Source organism: Gallibacterium genomosp. 1 (assembly GCF_001678575.1).
Classification (GTDB): domain Bacteria; phylum Pseudomonadota; class Gammaproteobacteria; order Enterobacterales; family Pasteurellaceae; genus Gallibacterium.
Genome location: NZ_JTJP01000006.1, coordinates 20,560 through 44,248, shown reverse-complemented (window position 1 = coordinate 44,248; position 23,689 = coordinate 20,560). Strand labels below are relative to the sequence as shown.

The window sequence follows — 23,689 nt, the reverse complement described above, 5'->3', positions numbered from 1 at the left end:
GGGTCAGATCAAAAAGTGCGGTGGCTTTTTTGTGTGTTTTTATAAATGGATTTGTTCTAATTTAGCTCGTTGTTCTGCTGTTAATGTGTTGATATCAATAATATTTAATGCTCTTTCTTTTTGGGTACTTAATGTGCCAGTAACTTCTGGTGGAAGTTTATACATTGCCCCTGTAATTGGATCAACAATGAGTAATCCAACTATGCCTCCAAATAATATATTACCGATATACCAGCCATCAATTTCTGGCGTAACATTAACGGTTGAAATAGATTTTCCTTTGCGGAAAGTAATTGTATATTGGGCTTTTTTGAAATAGCCATCGCCTGCTTTGAGAGTTACTGTATTAGGTGTTATTCCGTTAGAAATAATTTCTCCTTTTGCGTTTTTAATCGTAAATTCAGCACCTGAAGGCTCTGATTTAATGAGTACAGGATATTTGCTATCGCTAACAATTGTGGCACAACCTGTAAGTGCTAATGCACTAGAAAGAAATGCAACTTTAAGTAAAGTTTTCATAGATAAACCTCTGTAAATATGTAAAATAGAACGAATTTCCGATATAAATTTTATCTATGTAAAAATAGAGATACGAGAGCAAAAACAGACAGTTTCTTGCTCTTTTGGTGCAAAAATCGTACTTTGGGAGAAGCTATGGCAATAAATGAAAAAATTAGATTAATGAGAGAAATGAATCATTGGTCGCAAGAAGAAATGGCTGAAAAAATGAGTTTATCGCCGAGTGGTTATGCCAAAATTGAACGTGGAGAAACACGGCTTCACCTTGATAAATTAGAAAAAATTGCACAGATTTTTGATGTGGATATTTCCGAATTATTAAGTAATGATAAAAAAATTTGTTTTTTAATTAACGAAAATAGTCAATTAAGCTCGAATTATTATGGAGCAAATGAGGGAATGGCATTTGAAAACGAAAAACTTAAGTTATCCCTCAAATATAAAGATCAGATTATTGAACAAAAAGATAAAGAAATTCAGTCATTGCAAGAAATTATTCAATTATTAAAAGCACAATTAAAACAGGTATAACGTGGCTCGATAATTTTATCGTTAAGCAACGGTATGGCACACAATTTCACTGCTTCTTGCCACGAGATCACCTTTTCTATGCGTTGCAAATGCTTTTTCGGTAAAAATTGTTCTAACATACTTTCTCCCTAAAATTTTTTCATAATTGCAGTCTAGTGGAGCTTTAGATTTCTATCAATCACCAAATTTCAATTTTGTGATAGCGCTAACATTTTATTTTTTCGATAAAATAGAATGGTATACTTACTCCATTATTTTGATTCTATTTCTCTCATTATGACTGAACAAAAAAGTAATAAATCTCGCCGCAGTACAGGGAAAGTAACTTTAGCTGATATCGCCAAAAAAGTGGGAGTTGGTGCAATGACGGTTTCCCGAGCAATTCATAAACCAGATTTAGTTTCTGAAGAGTTAAGAGATAAAATTCAACAGACTATTCAGGAAATGGGTTACATTCCGAATGTAGCAGCAAGAAATTTGGCAAGTGTCAACTCCAATAATATCGTAATTGTTACAACATCATTAATTGCCACTGAGAATACACTTATTCTAGAAGGGCTACAGAGGGAATTACAAACCGCTAATGTACAACTTCTGTTTCTTCTTACTGAAAAAGACAAAGATTGGATCAACGAAGCAATTCAATATTCCCCTGAAATTATTGTTTTATTAAATATGGAATATGATGCCAATCAAGCACAACGACTAAAAAGTCTTAATTTGCCTCTCATATCCATTGGCGCACACAAAACTGATAGTTTAGGTATCAACATAGGCATTGATATATCACAGGTCATTCATCTATTGGTTTCGCATTTATTACAAAAAGGAAAACAAGAAATAGGTTTACTTTGCGCCAATCAACAACTTTCTATTTTCCAACAATATATGAAAAGTTGGCATAGCGCTTGTTTGCAATACGCCATTAACCCTCACCTTGTCCTACACGGTGCTAATCACGCCTCTTTCAAAACTGGAGCGCAACTGTTCAACGAGGCGTTTTTACTTTGGGGACGAATTGACGCTTTTATCTGCCTATCTGATGAAATGGCTTGTGGCGCACTATTTGAAGCTCATCGTCGTCATATTAATATTCCTTATGAAACAACAATAAGCAGCATAGGCGGTTTAGAAGTTAGCGAAGTGTGTTATCCCAAATTAACAACTGTAGCCATTCCTTATAAAGAAATGGGAATTCTAGCCGGGCGAACTGTAAGACGCTTATTCAATCAACAAATAGCTTATAAACCGGATAGTATCCTTGTCCGCAGCCGACTTATTATAAGAGACAGTACTTAACTTACTCTCACAATCGTTCTACCGTATAACTGATGATCGAGCATCTTTTTAGCATAATCAGGGGCATCAGCTAAAGGGATTTCACGCGTAAATCCTTGTAAATAATCGTCACCTATCAATTGTGCTAATTGTTGCCAAACAGCAGTACGTTTTTCAAGAGGGAAATAGACTGACTCCACTCCTTGCAATCTCACATTACGCAATATAAACGGCATTACTGTGGTTTGTAGTTGATAACTTTGTGCTAAACCGCAGCAAGCAACACAACCGTGATACTGCACACGACTTATTAAATTTGCCAAAATATCGCCACCGACAGTATCAATCACGCCGGCAAACTGTTGTTTTTCTAATGGACGGCTTGGCTGTGCAAAATGGGATCGATCATAAATTTTCTCTGCACCGAAATCCAAAAGTTGTTGATAACGATCCGTATTTCCTGAAACGGCAACCACTGAATAGCCTAATTTATGCAATAAATAGACCGCAATTGAGCCAACACCGCCGCTTGCACCGGTCACAATAATTTGCCCTTTGTCAGGCGTAATTTCTGCCTGTTGCAACGCATTCACGCACAACATTGCAGTAAAACCTGCCGTTCCTAATGCTATCGCTTTATATTCTGTCAGCGTTATCGGCAATTTCAACAAATGTTGTGGTTGTACATAGGTATACTCCGCCATCGCACCGAACTGCAATTCACCATAACCAAAACCAGTGACCAACACTAAATCACCTACTTTAAATACCGGATCATTACTCTCGGCAACACTACCGACCAAATCAATACCGGGAATAAACGGATACTGTTTAATAATTCTACCGGTTCCACATAACGCCAATGCATCTTTATAATTCAACGCTGAATAATGCACTTTAATTTTAATGCCTTGCCGTTGTGCTTCTGGGAAAAATTCCGAATCGATATTTTCAATTTTTGCCTGAAAAGGTTGATTTTCCGCTTGACGTAATACCAATGCTTTCATAATTTACCCCCTGTTTCTGATATAAACGATATGCAACTTGCTGTGTAAATTTCTCTTTTAACAACTGCCAGTTTTCCGGTACGGTCGGCGTTAAGTTTTTTTCCGTTTCAATGTAGATCAACGCTTCCTCCGCAAGCCAACCATAATTATTTAATAATAACAGTGTTTCTGAAAGCAGATTCTGATGAAACGGCGGATCAATAAAAACAATATTAAAATCTTTAGCTTCAGCCGTTGCTAAAAACGACAAAGTATCCGCACAAACCACTTCGCCCTGCTGTGTTTTAAGCTGTTGTAAATTTTGCTTTAACTGTTTTGCCACTTGTGGCGATTTTTCCAACATTACTACCGAATTTGCCTGACGAGATAACGCCTCAAGCCCCAAAGCACCGCTACCCGAAAAACAATCTAAACAATCCGCTCCAACAATATCGTGCATTAGCCAATTAAACAGTGTTTCACGCACTCGATCTGAAGTAGGACGCAACCCTTGGGACAACAATACTGGCAATTTACGCCCTCGCCATAATCCACCGATAATTCTCACTTCGCCCTTGTTGTTACTCAATTGTGCTATTTTTGAAAAGTTTTTTGCCATAAATAAAAGAAATGCTAAACATCAATAACATTAAAATGATAAACTAGACGGTATTTTAGTCTATTCTTTTCACTTTGTGCATAACCTTATGCAGATTATCATTTGATATTAATTTGGAAATAAATATGTCGGAAAATAAACAGAAAAAAGGCTTTTGGGCATCATTATTCGGTCGTAATAAATCTCAACAACCGCAACAAAATACACAACAGGAAACAAAAACTGATAAAAATGCAGATAATGTTATTTCAGATCAGCATCCACAAACTGAAGCACCGAAAACTGAAACGCCGATTGCTGAATCACAACTTACCGACACAGAAATAGCAACAACAGAACAGCAAGAAAAACAAACTTCTTCACTTCCACCACAACAAATTGAGCCTGAGCCTGAGCCTACAAAAATTAGAACACAGGAAAAACCAACTAAACAAGGCTTTTTCAGCCGTTTAGTACAAGGCTTAGTGAAAACCAAACAAAATATCGGTGCCGGTTTTCGCTCTCTCTTTTCAGGTAAAAAAATTGATGATGATCTGTTTGAAGAATTAGAAGAACAGTTGTTAATTGCCGATATTGGCGTGCCAACCACTAATAAAATTATTAAAAATCTAACAGAACACGCCAGTCGTAAACAGTTAAAAGATGCGGAATTACTCTATCAACAATTAAAGGTCGAATTAGCAACTATTTTGAAACCGAATGAACAACCTTTGGTGCTAACCGATAAAAAACCTTTTGTTATTCTGATGGTCGGTGTAAACGGTGTAGGTAAAACCACAACCATTGGTAAATTAGCAAAACAGTTCCAGCAGCAAGGTAAATCCGTTATGTTAGCTGCCGGTGATACTTTCAGAGCAGCAGCTGTGGAACAGTTACAAGTTTGGGGTGAGCGGAATCATATTCCTGTTATCGCTCAAGCAACCGGTGCAGATTCCGCTTCAGTATTATTTGATGCAATGCAATCTGCAACTGCAAAAGGGGTGGATATTCTGATTGCCGACACCGCAGGTCGTTTACAAAATAAAAATAATCTAATGGATGAACTAAGAAAAATTGTGCGAGTGATGAAAAAATATGATGAAAATGCACCACACGAAATTATGCTGACATTAGATGCCGGCACCGGTCAAAACGCCATTAGTCAGATGAAATTATTTAATGAAGCGGTCGGTATTACAGGAATTACACTAACTAAATTGGACGGCACAGCAAAAGGCGGTGTCATTTTTGCACTAGCAGATCAATTTAATGTACCTATTCGTTATATTGGAGTGGGTGAAAAAATTGATGATTTACGCCCATTTAATAGCGAAGAGTTTATTGAAGCGCTGTTTATATCAGATAAAGAGGCTTAAGGAACAGTTATGATTCGGTTTTCAGATGTGAGTAAAGTTTATAGTGGCGGAAACAAACCCGCTTTACAAGGAATCAGTTTTCATTTACCTGTTGGCAGTATGACCTATATCACTGGGCATTCCGGTGCTGGGAAAAGCACTTTATTGAAGCTGATCCTTGGTATTGAACGTGCCAATGGCGGTAATATTTGGTTCAACAATCACGATATTACCCGTTTACCTGCATCTGAAATGCCTTATTTACGCCGCCAAATCGGAATGGTACATCAGGATTATCGTCTACTCACTAATTACACAGTGTTAGATAATGTCGGTTTACCACTAGTAATTAATGGAATGCACCCTAATGAAGTAAAAAGACGTGCTTCGGCGGCTCTAGATCGTGTAGGATTATTCCATCGTGCTGATTACTATCCGCAACAACTTTCTGGTGGTGAACAGCAACGAGTCGATATTGCACGAGCAATTGTTAATCGCCCACAACTTTTATTGGCAGATGAACCAACCGGCAATCTGGATAAAGAGCTTTCATTGGATATTTTTCATCTTTTCGAGCAATTGAACAGTATGGGGGTAACGGTGATTATTGCCACGCACGATGTCAATATCATCGCACAGAATCCAAAACCGACCATTGTTTTAGAACAAGGGCATTTAAAACAGTTTATTTGTTAATGGGATTATTATGAACCAACGTCATCTCAACGCTTCCATATTCTTGCAATTCAAAATTGTCTTCCAAATGGTATTTCGTGAACTATTAAAAAGAAAACTTGGTACTTTATTAACCGTTATTGTGATCGCCGTTTCATTAACTATTCCAGTAATGACTTATTTATTATGGAAAAATGTGGAATATACTATCGATAACTTCTATCCAGAATCAGAATTGGCAGTATATCTGAATAAGAATTTGAGTGAACAGGATACAGAACGCGTTGTTGAGTCACTCAGAGCGCAACAAGGTGTTGATTCTCTCAATTATATCTCTCGCCAAAAGAGTCTCGAAGATTTCCGCCAATGGTCAGGCTTTAATGAAGAATTATCGCTTTTAGATGACAATCCTTTACCAGCTGTAGTGATGATAAAACCAACAAATGAATATAAAAGCAGCGATAAAATGATGGAATTACGCACAGAACTAGCGAAAGTCAAAGGCGTACAGGAAGTACGTTTAGATGACGGCTGGATAGAAAAATTAGGAGCAATCTCCTATTTAATCGCAAAAATTGCCACTATTTGCAGTTTTTTAATGAGCTTGGCAGTATTTTTAGTTATTGGAAATAGTGTACGTTCCGATGTTTATAGCAGCCGCACTAATATTGAAGTAATGAAACTGCTTGGTGCTACTAATCACTTCATTCTTCGACCATTTCTTTGCACCGGCATTATTTATGGTATGTTAGGCAGTATTCTAGCTACTATTTTCAGTTTTTTATTAATCAGCTATTTCTCTACTGCTGTTGGTTATGTTGCTGATATTTTTGCTATAAAAATTGCCTTAAATGGCTTAGCTATTTCAGAAATACTTCTTATGACTATTATCTGTTCTGCTATTGGCTATACAGCAGCCTGGATTTCAGCCAACAAGCATATCAATGATTTTGAAAAGAAAAATTAATCTTTAAAGTAAAGTCAAGTTTCATTAATAGTGAAACTTGACTATTTCATTTGACAAGAGTAACATTCCGCCCGATATTTTTTCTATGAGGACAAACACTTTGGACAGTCACAGTCGATACTGGTTTTACTATTACAACTAATCTTTTCGCCTCATAGCCTCTTTTGCTTATCGGCGAAAAGTCGGTAAGTATCAAACTTCCCATTATATTAAATAAACTGGAATCTTTTTTATTTTGTTCATTGCGTTGTTCAAAACCCAACTTAGGGAGTAAGAACAGATGATTGGAGCATTTGCCTTAGATGACGCACGTTTAGTGCGAATTGATGAAAACAGCGATGCATTAAATGATGCAATTTGGATTGATTTATTAGAACCAACAGCCGAAGAACGTGAGATGCTACAAAAAGGACTAGGTCAAAGCTTAGCTTCTTATCTTGAATTGGAAGACATTGAGGCATCCGCACGTTTCTTTGAAGATGAAGACGGATTACATTTACACTCTTTCTTTTATTGTGAAGATGAAGATGATTACGCCGATATAGCCACCGTTGCTTTTACCTTACGCGACGGACGTTTGTTCTCATTAAGAGACCGTGAATTGCCGGCTTTCCGCCTTTATCGTATGCGTTCCAGAACTCAACGTTTACTCGAATGCAATGCTTATGAATTACTACTTGACTTATTTGAAACTAAAATTGAACAGTTGGCCGATGTTATAGAAACTGTTTATGCTGATTTAGAAAAATTAAGCCGTATTATTCTTGAAGGGAAACAAGGTGAAGCCTTTGATCAAGCACTATCTACTCTTACTGAACAAGAAGACGTAAGCTCAAAAGTGCGTTTATGTTTGATGGATACACAACGGGCATTAAGTTTCTTAGTGCGAAAAACTCGCTTACCAGCTAGCCAGTTAGAACAAGCACGTGAAGTATTACGAGATATTGAATCACTACAACCTCATAACGAATCTTTATTCCAAAAAGTGAACTTCTTAATGCAGGCGGCAATGGGTTTTATGAATATCGAACAGAACAGAATTATGAAGATCTTCTCTGTGGCATCCTTGATTTTCCTACCGCCAACATTGGTTTCTTCCACTTACGGTATGAACTTTGCTAATATGCCGGAATTAACTTGGAAATTCGGATACCCATTCGCCTTAGTTTTAATGGCTCTCGCCGCCTTATTCCCATTCCTTTATTTCAAACGAAAAGGGTGGTTGTAAGAAAAATGCAGTATTCCGATACTGCATTTTTCATTCCATTAATGTCAAATCTATCGCACTCATAAAACAGCTGACTTTACATTCGCCGCAGCCATTACAGTGCGATAAATCAACCATAAGTTGTTTATTACTATCAAGTCGGATCGCTTTTGTCGAGCAGCTTTGTATACAACTATCACACGCTTGTCCCTGTTGTTGTAAACATTCCGTTAAGAAATATGGTCTTAATTCAGTGTCTGCATTGAATGTCGGATGTAATGCTTTTGTTGAACAAACCTGTGCACAGAGTCCACAAAAATCACAGGCAGTATAAGTTATCGCTAAAGTCGCTTTTTGTTGTTCAATTTGGATTAACCCATATGGGCAAACTTGCGCACATTTACCACAACCATCACAAAAAGCGGTAAACAGCGACTCTTTTGCAGCAAACGGTGGGCGATTTTGTAATCGCCGCAACGATTGTTGTTGCGGTGATTGTTTAAACAGACGAAAAAGCCCTCGTCTTGAAATATTATGATGTGACAAATATGCCGAATAATAACGTTCGTCTTTTGTTGTCATCATTGCTAAAAATAGAGTGGTAATTTTGGAACAGAGCATTTAATGTTCATCTGCCATAACGATAAAGTCTGTTCCGCAATTAATCCGATTCCACGATAAAAAGGCGATTCTGTTTGTTTAGTGAGTAAGCTTAAATAACGCCACACCCAAGTAAACAGATACTTCGCTAAATATTCATCCAGAATTTTCGGATTACTGTTGGCGATATAACCTGCCATCATTAACATCAAGCCGACCTGATCCTCCGGTTCTTCAGTGCCAACATTACAACAGATGTCATTTTTTAACATAAATTTGCGTAGATCTATTAAGGGTTTGCCGAAGATGACAGCCTCTTCATCCAAATAAACTGTACTCCAAGGCGGTGCCGGTAAAGCATTAGGCCCAATAAATTGCGCTTGGAATTGTTCCGGCAAATTATCACGTTGGCGTAACAACGCCACAATTTCATCCTCATTTTTGAGTGCTGGAAACCAATCTCCTTGCCAATCCATATGATCCAATGCATCTAGAATAGGCTTTAAAACAGAGTGTCTTGGTTCAAAATATAATAACATTCCCATCCAATAACCACTTGTTTTTACCCATTCTAAAAACTTTTCTCGTTCCATCATTGTGTCTCCCACAGAAAGGAACTACGCCTAAATCATTAGGCATAGCCATCATTAACATCAAACTGCCATACCTCCTGTCATATGCAGTCCATAAAAAATGATGCGACCTAACACTTCTCCACCGAAAACTAATAATACCGCGAATAGCAATCCGGCTCTATGATTACTTTTACAAAATAAACTTATTTTATATGACCCTTAGGAGATGCTATTATATGGAGTGTTTTCTGCTCCAAGATAAAAAAGATAATATATATCAACTAATTATAATTAATGAAAATTATTGCCAACAAAAAACCGGCTATATCGCTATAGCCGGTTGTTATCGCTATTCAAAGATTATTTATTAGAAAGTTTATTAAATTCCTGTTTTGCTTTTTCTAACTGTTGTAGAAATGCCGGTTTCGTATGCAATGTTGCCACTACTGCACTCGCTACCACTCTTGCCGCATCAACATCGCTCTGCCAGTGATAACCGCAAATCACTCTGCTTTGTCCCATTTCATAACCACGTTTGATAATTTCATTTTGACGCGCCGGATTAATTTCAGTTAAAACTAAAGCGGTTGCCCAACCGATGGCTGTATGACCGGAAGGATAAGAACCGTTTGTTGATAAGGTTTTCTCATCATCAGGTCGACAAGTACCTTCTTTAAAGAAGGCAAACGGACGAATTCTCATATAGCCTTTCTTTGCTGCTCTTGTTGAGAGATCGCCGGCATCTTCTCTAAAATTTTGTAGTAATTTATAAATTTCAGGGGTTTTTTGTTGAGAAATTTCTAAACCAAACGCTTCTGAAAATGCTTGTGGCACACCGTCAGCCGCAACATAAGCATCTTTATAAGCCTGTTTTCCTCTTTCGGTGTTTCTTAGTAATTTTCCTTTCTCATATTGTGCTTTATCGTTTAAAAACAGAACACTGTCGACCGCAGGTGGCGGTGGTAAAAGTTTAAAGCTATCAATGACTTCGCTACTTTTGAGAAAGTACAAATCAGGCTTAGTAGTAACATCATTATCCTGTGCAAAAGAAAGTGTAGATACTGAAAGCAGTAATGCAATTAATGAAAGTTTTTTCATTTTTTAATCCCCATAAATATAACAAACATATAATTTCACAATGCAACACATAAAATATTGTCTATGAATCAGCTCGCTGTGGAAGAATTTTCCTTCTGCCAAATCAAACACTCTTCTCAACCGTAACTAGAAGATTTTAATCATTAATGTGTTGTTAATCACATCATAAAACTCACTCAAATTTATTCAATGGGAACGATACCAATTATTTTAATAATGTTAACCGGATCACATTTTTAATGCCTTATAAAAACAAAAAACCGGCTATATCGCTATAACCGGTTTTTTCAATATTAAGAATTAGCGTTTATTTTTGACTAATTTTTCTGTAAGTTCATAAGCACGCAATTTCGCAAGTTCTCTGGAAAGTTTAGAAGCCATAAGCTCATAATTACCATCCTTATGCGCACTGCGAATATTTTCTTCTGCACGGCGTTTCGCTGCAAGGATACGTTCTTTATCAAGCTCTTCTCCTCGAATCGCAGTGTCCGCCAATACAATCACATTTCCTGGTTGCACTTCAAGAAAGCCACCGGATACATAAATAACTTCTTCTTTACCTTCTTTCATCACTTTTACGATGCCAGGTTTAATCGAAGTTAATAACGGAGTATGCCCGGCGAGAATACCTAACTCACCTTCACTCCCTGTAACCTGAATACTTTCAACAACACCTGAAAATATTTTTTCTTCCGCACTTACAACTGTTAAGTTAAACGTTGCCATTAGTTATCTCCTTAGCGATTGTTTGCCTTAGGAGCAATTACATTTTTTTCGCTTTTTCTAATACTTCATCGATAGAACCAACCATATAGAACGCCTGTTCAGGAATATGGTCATATTCTCCGTTTAAAATACCTTTAAAGCCGCGAATTGTTTCTTTTAATGGCACATATTTACCCGGTGAACCGGTAAATACTTCAGCAACGAAGAACGGCTGTGATAAGAAACGTTCAATTTTACGTGCACGAGCCACCACTAATTTATCTTCTTCAGACAATTCGTCCATACCAAGAATTGCGATAATATCTTTCAATTCTTTATAACGTTGTAAGATACCCTGTACGCCACGGGCAACATCATAATGTTCCTGTCCAACAACTTGCGGATCTAATTGACGTGAAGTTGAATCAAGCGGATCTACCGCAGGATAAATACCGAGTGAAGCGATTTGACGGCTTAATACAACGGTTGAATCCAAGTGAGCAAAGGTTGTTGCCGGAGATGGGTCAGTCAAGTCATCCGCCGGAACGTAAACCGCTTGTACGGAAGTGATTGATCCGGTTTTAGTTGAAGTAATACGTTCTTGTAAAACCCCCATTTCTTCCGCAAGAGTAGGTTGATAACCTACCGCTGACGGCATACGACCTAACAATGCTGATACCTCTGTACCTGCAAGGGTATAACGATAAATATTATCGACGAAGAACAACACATCACGACCTTCATCACGGAATTTTTCAGCCATCGTCAAACCGGTTAACGCAACACGTAAACGGTTACCCGGTGGCTCATTCATTTGTCCGTAAACAAGTGATACTTTATCCAAAACGTTGGATTCCTGCATTTCGTGATAGAAGTCATTACCTTCACGAGTACGCTCACCTACCCCCGCGAATACAGAATAACCTGAGTGTTCAATCGCAATATTACGGATAAGTTCCATCATATTAACGGTTTTACCTACACCCGCACCACCGAACAAACCAACTTTACCCCCTTTCGCAAACGGGCAAACCAAGTCGATAACTTTGATACCGGTTTCCAACAATTCTGTACTGTTTGCTTGCTCTTCGTAACTTGGTGCAGCACGGTGAATTGACCAACGAGCTTTTTCGCCGATAGGACCACGTTCATCAATTGGCTCACCAAGTACATTCATAATACGACCTAATGTTTCTGTTCCGACCGGTACAGAAATTGGGCTGCCTGTATTAGTTACAGACAAGCCACGTTTTAATCCGTCTGAAGATCCCATTGCGATACAACGAACAACACCACCACCTAATTGTTGTTGCACTTCAAGCACAAGACCGGTTTCAACGTTTAATGCTTCATACACTTTTGGCACAGCATCTTGTGGAAACTCAACGTCAATGACGGCACCGATGATTTGTACAATTTTTCCAGTTGCCATTATCATTCCTCTAATCTACTTTAAATTGCAGCCGCACCAGCGACAATTTCATTTAATTCATTTGTGATGCTTGCTTGACGAGCTTTGTTATAAACAAGTTGTAATTCGTTAATCAAATTACCCGCATTGTCTGTTGCAGCTTTCATTGCAACCATTCTCGCCGCTTGCTCAGATGCTAAGTTTTCTACTGCTGCCTGATACACTTGAGATTCGATATAACGAATCAATAAACTATCAAGCAATACTTTCGGATCTGGCTCATAGATATAATCCCAAATACCTTTTTGTAAACGATCGTTTTCCATTGAAGGTAAAGGCAATAATCTTTCAAGGGTCGGTTTTTGCGACATTGTATTAATAAATTTATTAAATACGAGATAAACCGCATCAACCTCACCGTTTCTATAAGCATCCACCATCGTATTAACAGTACCAATCAACTCTTCCACAGAAGGGGTATCACCAATCCCTGAAGTTTGAGAAATCACTTTCGCAATTCCCAAAGATTGGAAGAAATTAATTCCTTTAGCACCGATCAAACTTAGCTGAACACCGACACCCTTATCATTGAACGCTTTCATTTCATTCATAGCACGTTTAAACAAATTAATATTTAAACCGCCACATAATCCACGATCCGTTGAAACGATAATGTAACCAACATTCTTAATTTCTCTTTCAACCAAGAAAGGGTGTTTATATCCAATGCTACCTTTTGATACATGGCTAATTACGTAACGTATTGTGTCAGAATACGGACGTGAAGAAGACATGCGTTCTTGCGTTTTACGCATTTTGGAGGCAGCAACCATTTCCATCGCCTTAGTAATTTTCTGTGTACTCTGTACACTGGCGATTTTGGTTCTTATCTCTTTCGCACCTGCCATTTCATCTCTCCGTTACGTCTATAGTAATTACCAAGCACCGTTTTGTTTAAATGAGTCTAAAATTGCCTTTAAGGTATCTTTTACTGCATCATCATATTTACCGGTTTTGGTCAATTCTTGCATAAATTCTGCATAATTATTTTGTGCATATTCCAATAATGCAGATTCAAATGAACCAATACGGTCTAACTCAACATCATCCAAATAACCGAATTCAACAGCAAACAAGACTAAAGATTGTTGTGCCACAGTCATCGGTGAATATTGTTTTTGTTTCAACAATTCGGTAACTTTCTGTCCGTGAGAAAGTTGTTTACGGGTTGCATCATCCAAGTCGGAAGCAAATTGCGCAAACGCTGCCAATTCACGATATTGAGCCAATGCAGTACGAATACCGCCTGACAATTTCTTCATTGCTTTAGTTTGAGCAGCACCACCAACACGAGAAACGGAAATACCCGGGTTAACCGCTGGACGAATACCGGAGTTAAATAAGTTGGTTTCAAGGAAGATCTGACCATCGGTAATAGAAATTACGTTAGTCGGAACGAATGCTGAAACATCACCTGCTTGAGTTTCAATAATAGGCAATGCAGTTAATGAACCTGTTTTACCTTTAACTTCACCGTTAGTGAAACGTTCTACGAATTCGGCATTAACGCGAGCCGCACGCTCTAATAAACGAGAGTGTAGATAGAAAACGTCACCAGGGAAGGCTTCACGTCCAGGTGGACGACGTAATAACAATGAAATTTGACGATATGCTACAGCTTGTTTTGATAAATCATCATAAACGATTAATGCATCTTCACCACGGTTACGGAAATATTCACCCATTGCACAACCAGCATATGGTGCAAGATATTGTAAAGCCGCAGATTCTGCCGCTGAAGCCACCACAACAATAGTGTTATCCAACGCACCATATTCTTCTAATTTACGTACGACGTTGGCAATTGTTGATGCTTTTTGTCCGATAGCGACATAAACACATTTGATGCCTGAATCACGTTGATTGATGATTGCATCAATCGCCAATGCGGTTTTACCGGTTTGACGGTCACCGATAATTAACTCACGTTGACCACGACCGATTGGAATCATTGAGTCGACCGCTTTATAACCGGTTTGCACCGGCTGATCAACAGATTGACGATCAATAACGCCCGGCGCAATCACTTCAACCGGAGAGAAACCATCGTTTTCAATCTCACCTTTACCATCGATCGGCTGACCTAATGTATTAACCACACGGCCTAATAAACCACGACCGACCGGCACTTCCAAAATACGACCGGTACATTGTACTTCCATACCTTCAGCCAAGTCGGCATAAGGCCCCATTACTACCGCACCAACTGAATCTCTTTCCAAGTTCAGTGCAATAGCATAACGATTATCAGGTAATGCAATCATTTCCCCTTGCATTACTTCTGTTAAACCATGAATGCGGATAATTCCATCACTCACGGAAACGATTGTACCAGTATTGCGTGCTTCGCTAACGACTTCAAACTGGGCAATACGTTTTTTAATCAGTTCACTAATTTCTGTAGAATTTAGTTGCATCTTTTTTTCCTCTTACAATTGCAACTCATTAGCTAAACGAGCAATTTGACCACGACTACTTCCATCAATGACAAACTCATCGGTACGAATAACTGCTCCCGCAATTAAAGTACTGTCCACATTGCAATTTAATTTAACTTTACGAGCAAGCCTTTTTTCCATCGCAGCAATAATATTCTTTTGTTGCTTATCACTTAATGGAAAAGCGGAGGTAACATAAACTTCTGTGATTGACTTATAGTCATCCACATACTCTTTAAACTGTGCCAACACGGCCGGCAAAACTTGTAGACGTTTATTTTCAGCCATAATACGGATAAAGTTTTCACCGTATTTATCCAACTGATCACCGCAAAATTTAATCACTATATCGGCAATTTTGTTTGCTGATAAATCGCTGACTAATAAATTTTGCATTCTATCATCAGTAACTACAGCTGCCGCAAAACCTAACATTGTTTGCCACTGAGCTAATTGATCGTGTTCAATCGCAAAATCAAAAGCCGCTTTCGCATAAGGACGAGCTACTGTAGTAAATTCTGACATAGCTTACCTTCCTTATAACTCAGCCACGAGTTTATCGATAATGTCGTTATTAGCGGCTTCATCGACATTGCGGGCAACAATTTTTTCAGCACCGGCTACCGCTAAAGAAGCCACTTTAGCTCGTAACTCTTCCTGAACACGTTTACGTTCAGCTTCAATTTGAGCATAACCTTGTTCCACGATTTTCGCTTTCAAAGTTTCTGCTTCATTTTGAACTTCAGCTAAAATTTCATTACGGCGACGATTCGCAGCATCAATAATAGATTGAGCCTGTGTTTTTGCCGCATTCACTTCTTTTTCAATCAGTGCCTGTGTATCCGCTTGTTCTTTTTTCGCTACTTCAGCCGCAGCCAACGCATTTGCAATTTGTGATTGACGCTCTTCGATAGCTTTAATAATCGGTGGCCAAACATATTTCACGCAAAACCATACAAAGATGATAAAAGCTATTGTTTGTCCAATTAATGTTGCGTTGATATTCACAACGGACCTCCTATTGAAGTTGGTTGATTTACTCTATTAAAGAGTAACCCGTTATGTATTAACCTAACAATGAAACGAATGGGTTTGCAAACGCAAAGTATAAACCGATACCTACTGCAATCATCGCAATCGCATCAAGCAAACCAGCAACGATAAACATTTTTGTCAATAAAGAGTTTGCTAACTCTGGTTGACGAGCAGCTGATTCCAAGTATTTACCACCTAAGATACCGAAACCAATAGCGGTACCTAAAGCAGCAAAAGCGAACATGATAGATGCAGCGATAATTGTTGCACTAATTACAGTTTCCATATTTTTCTCCAGTTTGGTTAAAGATAACAGCAAAATGCTGAGGTTAAAAAAATCAATTAATGTTCCGATTTATTGTAAGCAATACTTAAATAAACCACGGTAAGCATCATAAAGATAAATGCTTGTAATGTAACGACCAAAATGTGGAAGATTGCCCAAATAATCTGCAATGGAATACCCATTGTGGCAACAACCATATTGGCGGAATACATCACAGCAATCAAAATGAAGATCAATTCACCCGCATACATATTACCGAAAAGACGGAGTGATAAAGATACTGGTTTAGAAAGTAAGGTTACAGATTCAAGAATAAGGTTAACAGGAATCAATGCCCAATGATTAAACGGATGCATTGTATATTCTTTAACAAATCCGCTTACCCCTTTAGATTTCACGGTGTAGAAAATAATCAGTACAAACACACCCAAAGCCAATGAGAAAGTGAGGTTCATATCGGTGGTTGGCACTGCACGTAAATGAATTTCATCATTGCCGGACAAAATAGCAGCCAGTTTCGGCAGATAATCGACCGGAATAAGGTCGATGGTATTCATCAAAAATACCCAAACAAAAATACTTAATGCTAACGGTGCAACAACATTACGACTGCCGTGGAAGTTTTCGGTCACAACGCCGTTGATCCACTCAACCAAAATCTCAACCGCTGCTTGTAGTTTTGTTGGTTTACCGGTTGTTACTTTTTGTGCTACACGATAGAACAGATACAAAAAAGCAACACCGCAAATAATAGAAAATAAAAGAGTATCGAAATGGAATGACCAAAAACCCTCACCAGCTTTAAGGTTGCCTAAGTGGTGGTTAATATATTCCATAGAAGTAAGAGATGAACCTTCTGCAGACATATTTGTTCCTACTGATTGTTAAGATGCTAGTTTATTACCTTGTTACTATTTCTTAAACGAAATAACAAGAAATTATTCAAAAAGATTACTCCCAAGTAACCACCGAATAATCCTAATGGTGACACTGTTTTATCAAAGACAAACAACATCACGAAAAACAAAATAGTTATACAAATTTTAAAAATTTCAGCTTGGTATAACACTTTAGCCTTATTTATTTGCGCTGTTTTTAATCCTTTAAAAATCAGAAAACCAACAAATAGAATTTGAGGAATCCAACCAATTAAAGCGCCGATTAAATAAGAAAAGGCATAATCCGGTTTAAAAAAATACATCCCAATAAAAACGACGGCAATAATCATTGCCATCGTTAAAAATATTTTTTTATAGAGCGTTTTTGTATGATTAATCCAAAAAGACATTGTTCAGATTCTATCCATATTTCAATTCACAAAACAAAACAAAACACAAATTGTTACTCTATGAATTGCTCTGAATTGAAGGAATTATCCCGTTTATGCACCACTCAATTATACGAGGACTATGATTTTATGCAATCGATTTAATACTATAAAAGTGTTACATAGTTAACATTTTTAATAAAAATTTTAACTTTTTGATTTCCTTTTTGCATAAAATCTCTTTTTGTTAAAATTATGCTACAATTTTTATTTTTACTAAATGCCTTTCTCCCACTAATTCTGGCACAGCTAACGTAACAACATCAATCACTTGAAAACGATTATTTAGCATTTTGACTTCTTCTGTTTGATATTGACCTTTTAACGCATAAAAAAAACCATTTTCATTCAGTAAATGCTGACACCATTGCGTCATATCAGATAAAGAAGCAAAAGCACGACTTAATACGCCATCAAACTTTTGCTCCGGTTGATACTCCTCAACACGACTTAAAACAGGTTCAACATTAGTCAGCTCCAATTCTCTCACTGCATTACGAATAAAACTGATGCGTTTACCTAAACTATCCAACAGATAGAACTTTTTATTCGGATTAGCAATCGCCAACGGTAAACCAGGCAATCCCGGTCCAGTACCAACATCAATAAAACGTCTTCCAACCAAATAAGGGCTTACCACTAAACTATCTAAAATATGTTTTATTAACATCTCTTGCGGATCACGTACCGAAGTAAGGTTATATGCCTTATTCCACTTATGCAAAAGCTCCACTAATTTCACTAATTGAGACTTTTGCTGATCGGTCAAGGAAATATCGGCAATTGACAATAATTGAGTCAGTTTTTCCAATAACATCTTACTCACCACGTTTCAACATTCCTTGCTTTTTCAAATAAACTAATAAAATTGAAATTGCTGCTGGGGTAATGCCGGAAATACGCGAAGCCTGTCCAATAGAAACAGGTCGATGCTGTTCTAATTTAGATCTCACTTCATTAGATAAGCCAACAACAGCGGAATAATCAAATTCAGAAGGAATTAAAGTATTTTCGTGGCGTTTATGTCGTTCTATCTCTTCTTTTTGATGCTCAATATAACCTTGATATTTAATTGAGATCTCAACCTGTTCCACTGCCTCTTTATCTTGCATTGCCGGTTGGAAAGGGGTTAATTGACATAATTTTTCATAATCTATCTCCGGACGGCGTAGCAGATCCTCTCCGTTCGCTTCACGTATTAACGGAGAATTCGACACAGCATTGACCTCATCCAAATATTCAGAACGAGGATGAATCCAAATTTGTCTTAAACGTTGACGTTCCAGCTCAATATTTTCTAATTTCTGATTAAATCTAGCCCAACGTGCATCATCAATTAAACCAAGCTCACGTCCAATAGAAGTTAAACGCAAATCGGCATTATCTTCACGTAACAATAAACGATATTCCGCACGCGAAGTAAAGACACGATATGGTTCTTTCGTACCTAATGTGCAGAGATCATCAACCAATACACCGATATATGCTTGATCACGACGCGGATACCACGCCTCTTTGTCTTGTACGTGTAAACCGGCATTCAATCCCGCAAGAATACCTTGTGCTGCCGCTTCTTCATAACCTGTGGTACCATTGATCTGTCCAGCAAAGAACAAACCGTTGATCGCTTTCGTTTCTAAAGAAGGTTTCAGATCTCTCGGATCAAAGAAATCATATTCAATCGCATAGCCCGGTTTAACAATTCGAGCATTTTCCAAACCTTGCATTGAGTTAACGATGCCCATTTGCACATCAAACGGTAGACTGGTAGAAATGCCGTTTGGATAGATCTCATTGCTAGTTAATCCTTCTGGTTCTAAAAAGATCTGATGTCCATTTCGATCACCGAACCGCATTACTTTATCTTCTATCGAAGGGCAATACCGTGGACCAACCCCTTCAATGATCCCTGTGTACATTGGACTACGATCTAAATTAGCACGAATAATATCGTGTGTTTTAAGATTAGTATGAGTAATGTAGCAAGGCACTTGTTGTGGATGTTCATCAACACTTCCCATATAGGAAAATACCGGCAAAATCTCATCACCGTGTTGCTGTTTTAGCACGGAAAAATCGATAGTTCTTGCATCAAGACGCGGTGGAGTACCAGTTTTTAATCTAGCTACGCGCAGATCAAGATCACGAAGACGTTCTGCTAAACGAACCGATGCAGGATCTCCGGCTCGTCCACCTTCATAATGATCAAGACCAATGTGAATTTTACCTGCTAAGAAAGTACCTGCTGTTAATACCACTGCTTTAGCCTTAAATGTTAATCCCATTTTGGTATTAACACCGCTTACGTGACCATTTTCAATAAGAATATCAGTTACTTCTTGTTGAAAAAGATCTAAATTAGGCTGCCGTTCTAAAGCAGTTCTAACCGCCTGACGATATAAAACACGATCTGCTTGTGCTCTGGTTGCTCTTACTGCCGGCCCTTTGCTGCTGTTTAATGTTCTGAACTGAATTCCGGCTTGGTCGGTTGCGTGAGCCATTAAACCGCCTAAAGCATCGATCTCTTTAACGAGATGTCCTTTACCGATACCACCAATTGCTGGATTACAAGACATCTGACCTAATGTATCTATATTATGTGTGATTAATAATGTTTTTAGACCCATTCTTGCCGGGGCGAGAGCCGCTTCTGTACCGGCGTGACCGCCACCGACAACAATGACATCATATTGATTTAGATAAAGCATAAAAAACCTAAAATTTGAAAATTGAATTGTGATAAGAAAATTCGGCTATTTTAACTGAATTTTGAGGATCTGTTAAAAATTAATTTTTTAGGATCACGAACAGGATCGCTAATAATAAAATAGATCTTTATATAGAGATCTTTTTATTATTGTTATTATTAGTGCCTTAGATCCTTGTGAGAAAGTTTGTTTTTCATAAAGATCTTAATGAGTTAAGATCCTTATGAAACTGTGAAGATCACTAGCGAAAGTATGATCTTTTTTGTGGATAAAGTGCTTTTTTTTCCACAGGTGATCTAATTTATAAAATTATATTCAGCAATAAAACAGTTTATATAATGGAAATTCATCAGTTTATCCACAGGAGATCATAACAGATCAGGAAAGACGACTGAGTAAATTTGGTAGCCATTGCTCAGCTTCAGTTTCCGGATCAGCACAAACTGACATATCAATTCTCAGTGAAGGACAGATCTTTACAGCGTGACATTGAGTAAGCTCGGTTTCAACCCGATCTACTGCAAAACAGAAAGTGTCGTAATCACTGTTTCCTAAACCGACCACAGCAAAACGCAGATCGGAAAGATCTGGATTTTCTTCATTAATCTGTTCAAAAAGCGGTTGTAAATTATCGGGTAAATCACCAGCACCGTGTGTAGAAGTGACTATCAGCCAGTTTTTATCCTCGATCACTTGATTTAACTCATCAGGGCCGTGAAATAAATTGGTTTTGAAACCTTGTTGCTGTAAACAGTCTTCTAAATGTTCAGCTACATACTCCGCACCGCCTAAAGTACTGCCGCTGATAATTGTGATTTTTTTCATTAAAAAACTCCTTAAGGTTAGCGTCGCTATTTTTTTGCAATAAAAAACGGTATCTTTGCGATACCGTTTGTCATTTTAGTTTCTTGGTAGGTAATTGGTTGGGTTGACCGATTTGCCTTTATAACGAATCTCAAAGTGTAATTTAACACTATTGGTTCCGGAACTTCCCATTTTTGCGATCTGTTGCCCCGCCGTCACCTGTTGCTGATCTTTTACTAAGATCGATTCATTGTGGGCATAAGCACTGAGATAATCATCATTGTGTTTAATAATGATCAAGTTACCGTAGCCACGCAATGCATTGCCAGCATAAACAACACGTCCAGGTGCGGCAGCATAAACGGCTTGACCTCGAGAACCTCCAATGTCGATCCCTTTATTGCCGCCATCACTGTTGGAGAAGCCTTGAATAATATTGCCTTTTGTCGGCCAAATCCAAGTGATGTTACTGTTATTAACGGCAACAGGCTCAATATTACGTGGTGCTTGGTTAACGGTGTTAGTTGGCTGCGGTTCAACCGGAACGGTATTGACGGAATTGTTGCTGGTTGTCGGCATTGTACCAGCAGTAGATTTAATTGGACCAATTACTGTGCCGTCAGAGCCGTAAGCTGTACCGTTTGGACCCGGTGTGTAAGTGACGGCTGGTTGTGTCGGTGCGGTAGCAGCTGTTGTAGTTGATGCAGTAGTTGTGGTCGTCGCAATAGTTTCATTGCTTTCCGCCGCATTGTTACTAATACGTAATTTTTGACCGACACTTAATTTATAAGGTTCGGGAATATGGTTTAATGCTGCCAATTCACGCACATCCATACCGGAAATATAGGCAATTAAGAACATTGTATCGCCTTTACGTACAGTATAACTGTCGCCTTTATAGAAACCTTTATCAATTTTGCTATAGTCAGGCGCATTGGTTTGAGGATTGCGTGGAATAGTAAAATCTTGAGAAACCGCTTTTTTCGCAGCCGGTTTTGTTACCGGTTGAGGTGCCGGTGTTGGTGCTGCAACAGGTTGTGGTTGTTGATAAGTCGGTTGAGTTTGTACCGGCTGAGATTGAACCGGTTGAGCTTGTGGTTGCGGTGCTGCCGGTGTCGCCATCATATCGGAAGGCATTTGTTGTTGTTGTACCTGTGGTTCCCAGGTGGAATTTGCACTATTACCGACGGACTGCATAATTCCCGGTGTTAATGTACCGTCAACATCTTCGACAGGCGCAGAATTATTACTGCTACAACCTGCGAGCACGGCAGCAACAACGGGGATAAGTAAAAAAGATTGTTTCATAAATATTCCTATTAAAATTTTGCTACTTTAAGAGAAAATAGGCACAGATTGCTAATACTACAACGCCCCAGCCAATGATTTCAATATAATTGCGTAATTGTGCAGCAAATCGTTCTCCGCCCCAAGCGGATAATTTTGCCACTAACATAAAACGAGCGGTGCGAGAAATAAATGCAGTTGCAACAAACGGCAAGAATGCCATTTGCATTACGCCTGCACAAATGGTGAACACTTTATAGGGAATTGGCGAAAAACCGGCAACGAAAACCACTAAAATGCCCCATTTTTCAAACCAAGATACCGCGGTGTCCCAATGTGATTGATAGCCCCAAAGTGCAATATAATCTTTAATAAAATCAAAAGCATAATAGCCAACAGCATAACCGATCATTCCGCCGATAGTGGAAGCTAAACCGCAATAAAGTGCATAACGTAACGCTTTTTGCGGTTTTGACATCGACATTGGCACCAACATCACATCCGGAGGAATAGGAAAAAAAATAGCTTCAATGAAGCTAACTAATAATAACCAATAAACGGCAAATTTATGTTTCGACCATTGCATTGTTTTGTCATACATTCGGCTAAACAGATTCATAAAGTGTCTCCTTTTACTAACGGCACAAATTTAACTTCTTCAATATTTTCAATCTGATATTTATCATTAATACGCGTAATACGTTGCAGAATTTGTTGTTCTTCTCCAACCGGTAATACTAACCTACCGCCATCCGCCAACTGTTGTAATAATGCGGTTGGTATGGTTGACGGTGCGGCGGTAACGATAATCGCATTAAAAGGAGCGTGCCCTTTTAAGCCTTCCCAGCCATCACCGTGTTTTAAGCGAATATTATGTAATTCCAATTTTTTAAAACGGTGCATTGCCTGCCATTGCAAAGATTTGATTCTTTCTACACTAAAAATCTGTTGCGCCAATTTGGCTAAAATCGCAGTTTGATAACCACTGCCGGTGCCGATTTCCAACACTTTATCAGTCGGCTGTAATTGCAGCAGTGCTGTCATTTTTGCCACGATATAGGGTTGCGAAATGGTTTGTCCTTCACCAATCGGCAATGGCATATCTTCGTAACTGTGTTGGCGAAAAACCTCTTCAATAAAGAAAGGACGAGGAATTTCATAGATCGCTTGTAAAACCCGCTGATCGTGAATGCCACGATGATAGAGTTCATTAACCAAACGTTGTTGTTCAACAGACAT

The 23,689-nt window shown here is 38.3% G+C and carries 28 protein-coding genes and 1 pseudogene; 6 read left to right on the top strand and 23 right to left on the bottom strand.

The window, feature by feature from the left end; translation table 11 throughout:
- Positions 1-39 precede the first annotated feature (39 nt).
- Positions 40-519, bottom strand: coding sequence for a hypothetical protein (locus QV04_RS01560; RefSeq protein WP_065233110.1), 480 nt, complete (start codon positions 517-519; stop codon positions 40-42).
- A gap of 135 nt (positions 520-654) precedes the next feature.
- On the opposite strand from QV04_RS01560, the gene QV04_RS01555 reads away from it, so the two are divergent.
- Positions 655-1,050, top strand: coding sequence for a helix-turn-helix domain-containing protein (locus QV04_RS01555; protein WP_039169045.1), 396 nt, complete (start codon positions 655-657; stop codon positions 1,048-1,050).
- Here the strand turns inward: QV04_RS01555 and QV04_RS11250 are convergent.
- Positions 1,017-1,169, bottom strand: coding sequence for a hypothetical protein (locus QV04_RS11250; RefSeq protein WP_231924849.1), 153 nt, complete (start codon positions 1,167-1,169; stop codon positions 1,017-1,019). The two genes, QV04_RS01555 and QV04_RS11250, sit on opposite strands and share 34 nt — an antisense overlap.
- Positions 1,170-1,284: 115 nt before the next feature.
- Between QV04_RS11250 and QV04_RS01550 the strand changes: the two genes are divergently transcribed.
- Positions 1,285-2,349: a LacI family DNA-binding transcriptional regulator gene (locus QV04_RS01550; RefSeq protein WP_231924848.1), complete on the top strand. Its 1,065-nt coding sequence runs from the start codon at positions 1,285-1,287 to the stop codon at positions 2,347-2,349.
- Here the strand turns inward: QV04_RS01550 and QV04_RS01545 are convergent.
- Together QV04_RS01545 and rsmD are read right to left on the bottom strand one after the other, a co-directional pair.
- Positions 2,346-3,335 carry an MDR family oxidoreductase gene (locus QV04_RS01545; protein ID WP_065233108.1) on the bottom strand — a complete coding sequence of 330 codons (990 nt, stop codon included), beginning with the start codon at positions 3,333-3,335 and terminating at the stop codon, positions 2,346-2,348. The genes QV04_RS01550 and QV04_RS01545 overlap by 4 nt on opposite strands.
- Positions 3,280-3,933 (bottom strand): 16S rRNA (guanine(966)-N(2))-methyltransferase RsmD, encoded by a 654-nt coding sequence (gene rsmD / locus QV04_RS01540; RefSeq protein ID WP_231924847.1) that lies wholly within the window; start codon positions 3,931-3,933, stop codon positions 3,280-3,282. Before rsmD ends, QV04_RS01545 begins: the two co-directional genes overlap by 56 nt.
- 125 nt (positions 3,934-4,058) lie before the next feature.
- Between rsmD and ftsY the strand changes: the two genes are divergently transcribed.
- The 4 genes from ftsY (at position 4,059) to corA (ending at position 8,137) form a co-directional block, all read left to right on the top strand.
- Positions 4,059-5,288, top strand: a complete 1,230-nt coding sequence (ftsY, locus tag QV04_RS01535) for a signal recognition particle-docking protein FtsY (protein ID WP_065231573.1) — start codon at positions 4,059-4,061, stop codon at positions 5,286-5,288.
- 9 nt (positions 5,289-5,297) lie between these two features.
- On the top strand, positions 5,298-5,963 hold the full coding sequence (gene ftsE, locus QV04_RS01530; RefSeq protein ID WP_018345464.1) for a cell division ATP-binding protein FtsE: 666 nt from the start codon (positions 5,298-5,300) through the stop codon (positions 5,961-5,963).
- A 10-nt stretch (positions 5,964-5,973) separates the two neighbouring features.
- Positions 5,974-6,909 (top strand): permease-like cell division protein FtsX, encoded by a 936-nt coding sequence (gene ftsX, locus QV04_RS01525; RefSeq protein ID WP_065231574.1) that lies wholly within the window; start codon positions 5,974-5,976, stop codon positions 6,907-6,909.
- Positions 6,910-7,189: 280 nt separating this feature from the next.
- Positions 7,190-8,137, top strand: a complete 948-nt coding sequence (gene corA / locus QV04_RS01520) for a magnesium/cobalt transporter CorA (protein WP_039136178.1) — start codon at positions 7,190-7,192, stop codon at positions 8,135-8,137.
- A 30-nt stretch (positions 8,138-8,167) separates the two neighbouring features.
- On the opposite strand, the gene napF is transcribed toward corA, so the two are convergent.
- The 19 genes and pseudogenes from napF to QV04_RS01430 all read right to left on the bottom strand — a co-directional run bounded on the left by napF (position 8,168) and on the right by QV04_RS01430 (position 23,689).
- Positions 8,168-8,737 carry a ferredoxin-type protein NapF gene (gene napF, locus QV04_RS01515; RefSeq protein WP_231924188.1) on the bottom strand — a complete coding sequence of 190 codons (570 nt, stop codon included), beginning with the start codon at positions 8,735-8,737 and terminating at the stop codon, positions 8,168-8,170.
- Entirely contained in the window at positions 8,704-9,312 is a 609-nt protein-coding gene (gene dmsD / locus QV04_RS01510; protein ID WP_082985553.1) for a Tat proofreading chaperone DmsD, read from the bottom strand. Before dmsD ends, napF begins: the two co-directional genes overlap by 34 nt.
- A 57-nt stretch (positions 9,313-9,369) precedes the next feature.
- A pseudogene (locus tag QV04_RS11925) lies at positions 9,370-9,459 on the bottom strand (dimethyl sulfoxide reductase); the annotation flags it as partial.
- 192 nt (positions 9,460-9,651) lie between these two features.
- Complete coding sequence (locus QV04_RS01505; RefSeq protein ID WP_065231575.1) at positions 9,652-10,389, bottom strand: acid phosphatase; 738 nt, start codon at positions 10,387-10,389, stop codon at positions 9,652-9,654.
- A 300-nt stretch (positions 10,390-10,689) separates the two neighbouring features.
- On the bottom strand, positions 10,690-11,115 hold the full coding sequence (locus tag QV04_RS01500; protein WP_013745996.1) for a F0F1 ATP synthase subunit epsilon: 426 nt from the start codon (positions 11,113-11,115) through the stop codon (positions 10,690-10,692).
- A 37-nt stretch (positions 11,116-11,152) separates the two neighbouring features.
- Complete coding sequence (atpD, locus tag QV04_RS01495; RefSeq protein WP_013745997.1) at positions 11,153-12,526, bottom strand: F0F1 ATP synthase subunit beta; 1,374 nt, start codon at positions 12,524-12,526, stop codon at positions 11,153-11,155.
- A 20-nt stretch (positions 12,527-12,546) separates the two neighbouring features.
- Positions 12,547-13,413, bottom strand: coding sequence for a F0F1 ATP synthase subunit gamma (atpG, locus tag QV04_RS01490; RefSeq protein WP_013745998.1), 867 nt, complete (start codon positions 13,411-13,413; stop codon positions 12,547-12,549).
- 27 nt (positions 13,414-13,440) lie between these two features.
- Positions 13,441-14,982: a F0F1 ATP synthase subunit alpha gene (gene atpA / locus QV04_RS01485; protein ID WP_013745999.1), complete on the bottom strand. Its 1,542-nt coding sequence runs from the start codon at positions 14,980-14,982 to the stop codon at positions 13,441-13,443.
- A gap of 12 nt (positions 14,983-14,994) precedes the next feature.
- Positions 14,995-15,528, bottom strand: a complete 534-nt coding sequence (gene atpH / locus QV04_RS01480; protein ID WP_065231576.1) for a F0F1 ATP synthase subunit delta — start codon at positions 15,526-15,528, stop codon at positions 14,995-14,997.
- A 12-nt stretch (positions 15,529-15,540) separates the two neighbouring features.
- Positions 15,541-16,011: a F0F1 ATP synthase subunit B gene (gene atpF / locus QV04_RS01475; protein ID WP_013746001.1), complete on the bottom strand. Its 471-nt coding sequence runs from the start codon at positions 16,009-16,011 to the stop codon at positions 15,541-15,543.
- 58 nt (positions 16,012-16,069) lie between these two features.
- The gene (gene atpE, locus QV04_RS01470; protein ID WP_013746002.1) at positions 16,070-16,324 is read right to left on the bottom strand and encodes a F0F1 ATP synthase subunit C; all 255 of its coding nucleotides are present in this window, start codon (positions 16,322-16,324) and stop codon (positions 16,070-16,072) included.
- 56 nt (positions 16,325-16,380) lie between these two features.
- Positions 16,381-17,190 (bottom strand): F0F1 ATP synthase subunit A, encoded by an 810-nt coding sequence (gene atpB / locus QV04_RS01465; RefSeq protein ID WP_013746003.1) that lies wholly within the window; start codon positions 17,188-17,190, stop codon positions 16,381-16,383.
- Between the two features lie 26 nt (positions 17,191-17,216).
- Positions 17,217-17,612, bottom strand: a complete 396-nt coding sequence (locus QV04_RS01460; RefSeq protein WP_039172400.1) for an ATP synthase subunit I — start codon at positions 17,610-17,612, stop codon at positions 17,217-17,219.
- A 232-nt stretch (positions 17,613-17,844) separates the two neighbouring features.
- Complete coding sequence (gene rsmG / locus QV04_RS01455) at positions 17,845-18,468, bottom strand: 16S rRNA (guanine(527)-N(7))-methyltransferase RsmG (RefSeq protein ID WP_039136188.1); 624 nt, start codon at positions 18,466-18,468, stop codon at positions 17,845-17,847.
- 1 nt (position 18,469) lies between these two features.
- A complete protein-coding gene (gene mnmG, locus QV04_RS01450) occupies positions 18,470-20,359 on the bottom strand; it encodes a tRNA uridine-5-carboxymethylaminomethyl(34) synthesis enzyme MnmG (RefSeq protein WP_065231577.1) in 1,890 nt (629 codons plus the stop codon).
- 378 nt (positions 20,360-20,737) lie between these two features.
- Positions 20,738-21,184: an FMN-binding protein MioC gene (mioC, locus tag QV04_RS01445; RefSeq protein ID WP_065231578.1), complete on the bottom strand. Its 447-nt coding sequence runs from the start codon at positions 21,182-21,184 to the stop codon at positions 20,738-20,740.
- 75 nt (positions 21,185-21,259) lie between these two features.
- Positions 21,260-22,471 (bottom strand): murein hydrolase activator NlpD, encoded by a 1,212-nt coding sequence (gene nlpD, locus QV04_RS01440; RefSeq protein WP_065233107.1) that lies wholly within the window; start codon positions 22,469-22,471, stop codon positions 21,260-21,262.
- A gap of 22 nt (positions 22,472-22,493) precedes the next feature.
- A complete protein-coding gene (locus QV04_RS01435) occupies positions 22,494-23,069 on the bottom strand; it encodes a YqaA family protein (protein ID WP_065231580.1) in 576 nt (191 codons plus the stop codon).
- On the bottom strand, positions 23,066-23,689 hold the full coding sequence (locus tag QV04_RS01430; RefSeq protein ID WP_013746014.1) for a protein-L-isoaspartate(D-aspartate) O-methyltransferase: 624 nt from the start codon (positions 23,687-23,689) through the stop codon (positions 23,066-23,068). The genes QV04_RS01435 and QV04_RS01430 overlap by 4 nt, the downstream gene beginning before the upstream one ends.

What these genes read in the sequence shown, in the direction of transcription:
- mnmG (WP_065231577.1), bottom strand. Translation starts at nt 20,359, where the DNA reads ATGCTTTATCTAAATCAATATGATGTCATTGTTGTCGGTGGCGGTCAC.
- QV04_RS01560 (WP_065233110.1), bottom strand. Translation starts at nt 519, where the DNA reads ATGAAAACTTTACTTAAAGTTGCATTTCTTTCTAGTGCATTAGCACTT.
- QV04_RS01435 (WP_065231580.1), bottom strand. Translation starts at nt 23,069, where the DNA reads ATGAATCTGTTTAGCCGAATGTATGACAAAACAATGCAATGGTCGAAA.
- ftsY (WP_065231573.1), top strand. Translation starts at nt 4,059, where the DNA reads ATGTCGGAAAATAAACAGAAAAAAGGCTTTTGGGCATCATTATTCGGT.
- napF (WP_231924188.1), bottom strand. Translation starts at nt 8,737, where the DNA reads ATGCTCTGTTCCAAAATTACCACTCTATTTTTAGCAATGATGACAACA.
- atpE (WP_013746002.1), bottom strand. Translation starts at nt 16,324, where the DNA reads ATGGAAACTGTAATTAGTGCAACAATTATCGCTGCATCTATCATGTTC.
- atpG (WP_013745998.1), bottom strand. Translation starts at nt 13,413, where the DNA reads ATGGCAGGTGCGAAAGAGATAAGAACCAAAATCGCCAGTGTACAGAGT.
- QV04_RS01550 (WP_231924848.1), top strand. Translation starts at nt 1,285, where the DNA reads ATGGTATACTTACTCCATTATTTTGATTCTATTTCTCTCATTATGACT.
- ftsX (WP_065231574.1), top strand. Translation starts at nt 5,974, where the DNA reads ATGAACCAACGTCATCTCAACGCTTCCATATTCTTGCAATTCAAAATT.
- QV04_RS01545 (WP_065233108.1), bottom strand. Translation starts at nt 3,335, where the DNA reads ATGAAAGCATTGGTATTACGTCAAGCGGAAAATCAACCTTTTCAGGCA.
- dmsD (WP_082985553.1), bottom strand. Translation starts at nt 9,312, where the DNA reads ATGATGGAACGAGAAAAGTTTTTAGAATGGGTAAAAACAAGTGGTTAT.
- ftsE (WP_018345464.1), top strand. Translation starts at nt 5,298, where the DNA reads ATGATTCGGTTTTCAGATGTGAGTAAAGTTTATAGTGGCGGAAACAAA.
- QV04_RS01460 (WP_039172400.1), bottom strand. Translation starts at nt 17,612, where the DNA reads ATGTCTTTTTGGATTAATCATACAAAAACGCTCTATAAAAAAATATTT.
- rsmD (WP_231924847.1), bottom strand. Translation starts at nt 3,933, where the DNA reads ATGGCAAAAAACTTTTCAAAAATAGCACAATTGAGTAACAACAAGGGC.
- QV04_RS01555 (WP_039169045.1), top strand. Translation starts at nt 655, where the DNA reads ATGGCAATAAATGAAAAAATTAGATTAATGAGAGAAATGAATCATTGG.
- QV04_RS11250 (WP_231924849.1), bottom strand. Translation starts at nt 1,169, where the DNA reads ATGTTAGAACAATTTTTACCGAAAAAGCATTTGCAACGCATAGAAAAG.
- atpD (WP_013745997.1), bottom strand. Translation starts at nt 12,526, where the DNA reads ATGGCAACTGGAAAAATTGTACAAATCATCGGTGCCGTCATTGACGTT.
- atpH (WP_065231576.1), bottom strand. Translation starts at nt 15,528, where the DNA reads ATGTCAGAATTTACTACAGTAGCTCGTCCTTATGCGAAAGCGGCTTTT.
- QV04_RS01500 (WP_013745996.1), bottom strand. Translation starts at nt 11,115, where the DNA reads ATGGCAACGTTTAACTTAACAGTTGTAAGTGCGGAAGAAAAAATATTT.
- corA (WP_039136178.1), top strand. Translation starts at nt 7,190, where the DNA reads ATGATTGGAGCATTTGCCTTAGATGACGCACGTTTAGTGCGAATTGAT.
- rsmG (WP_039136188.1), bottom strand. Translation starts at nt 18,468, where the DNA reads ATGTTATTGGAAAAACTGACTCAATTATTGTCAATTGCCGATATTTCC.
- mioC (WP_065231578.1), bottom strand. Translation starts at nt 21,184, where the DNA reads ATGAAAAAAATCACAATTATCAGCGGCAGTACTTTAGGCGGTGCGGAG.
- nlpD (WP_065233107.1), bottom strand. Translation starts at nt 22,471, where the DNA reads ATGAAACAATCTTTTTTACTTATCCCCGTTGTTGCTGCCGTGCTCGCA.
- atpA (WP_013745999.1), bottom strand. Translation starts at nt 14,982, where the DNA reads ATGCAACTAAATTCTACAGAAATTAGTGAACTGATTAAAAAACGTATT.
- atpB (WP_013746003.1), bottom strand. Translation starts at nt 17,190, where the DNA reads ATGTCTGCAGAAGGTTCATCTCTTACTTCTATGGAATATATTAACCAC.
- QV04_RS01505 (WP_065231575.1), bottom strand. Translation starts at nt 10,389, where the DNA reads ATGAAAAAACTTTCATTAATTGCATTACTGCTTTCAGTATCTACACTT.
- QV04_RS01430 (WP_013746014.1), bottom strand. Translation starts at nt 23,689, where the DNA reads ATGTCTGTTGAACAACAACGTTTGGTTAATGAACTCTATCATCGTGGC.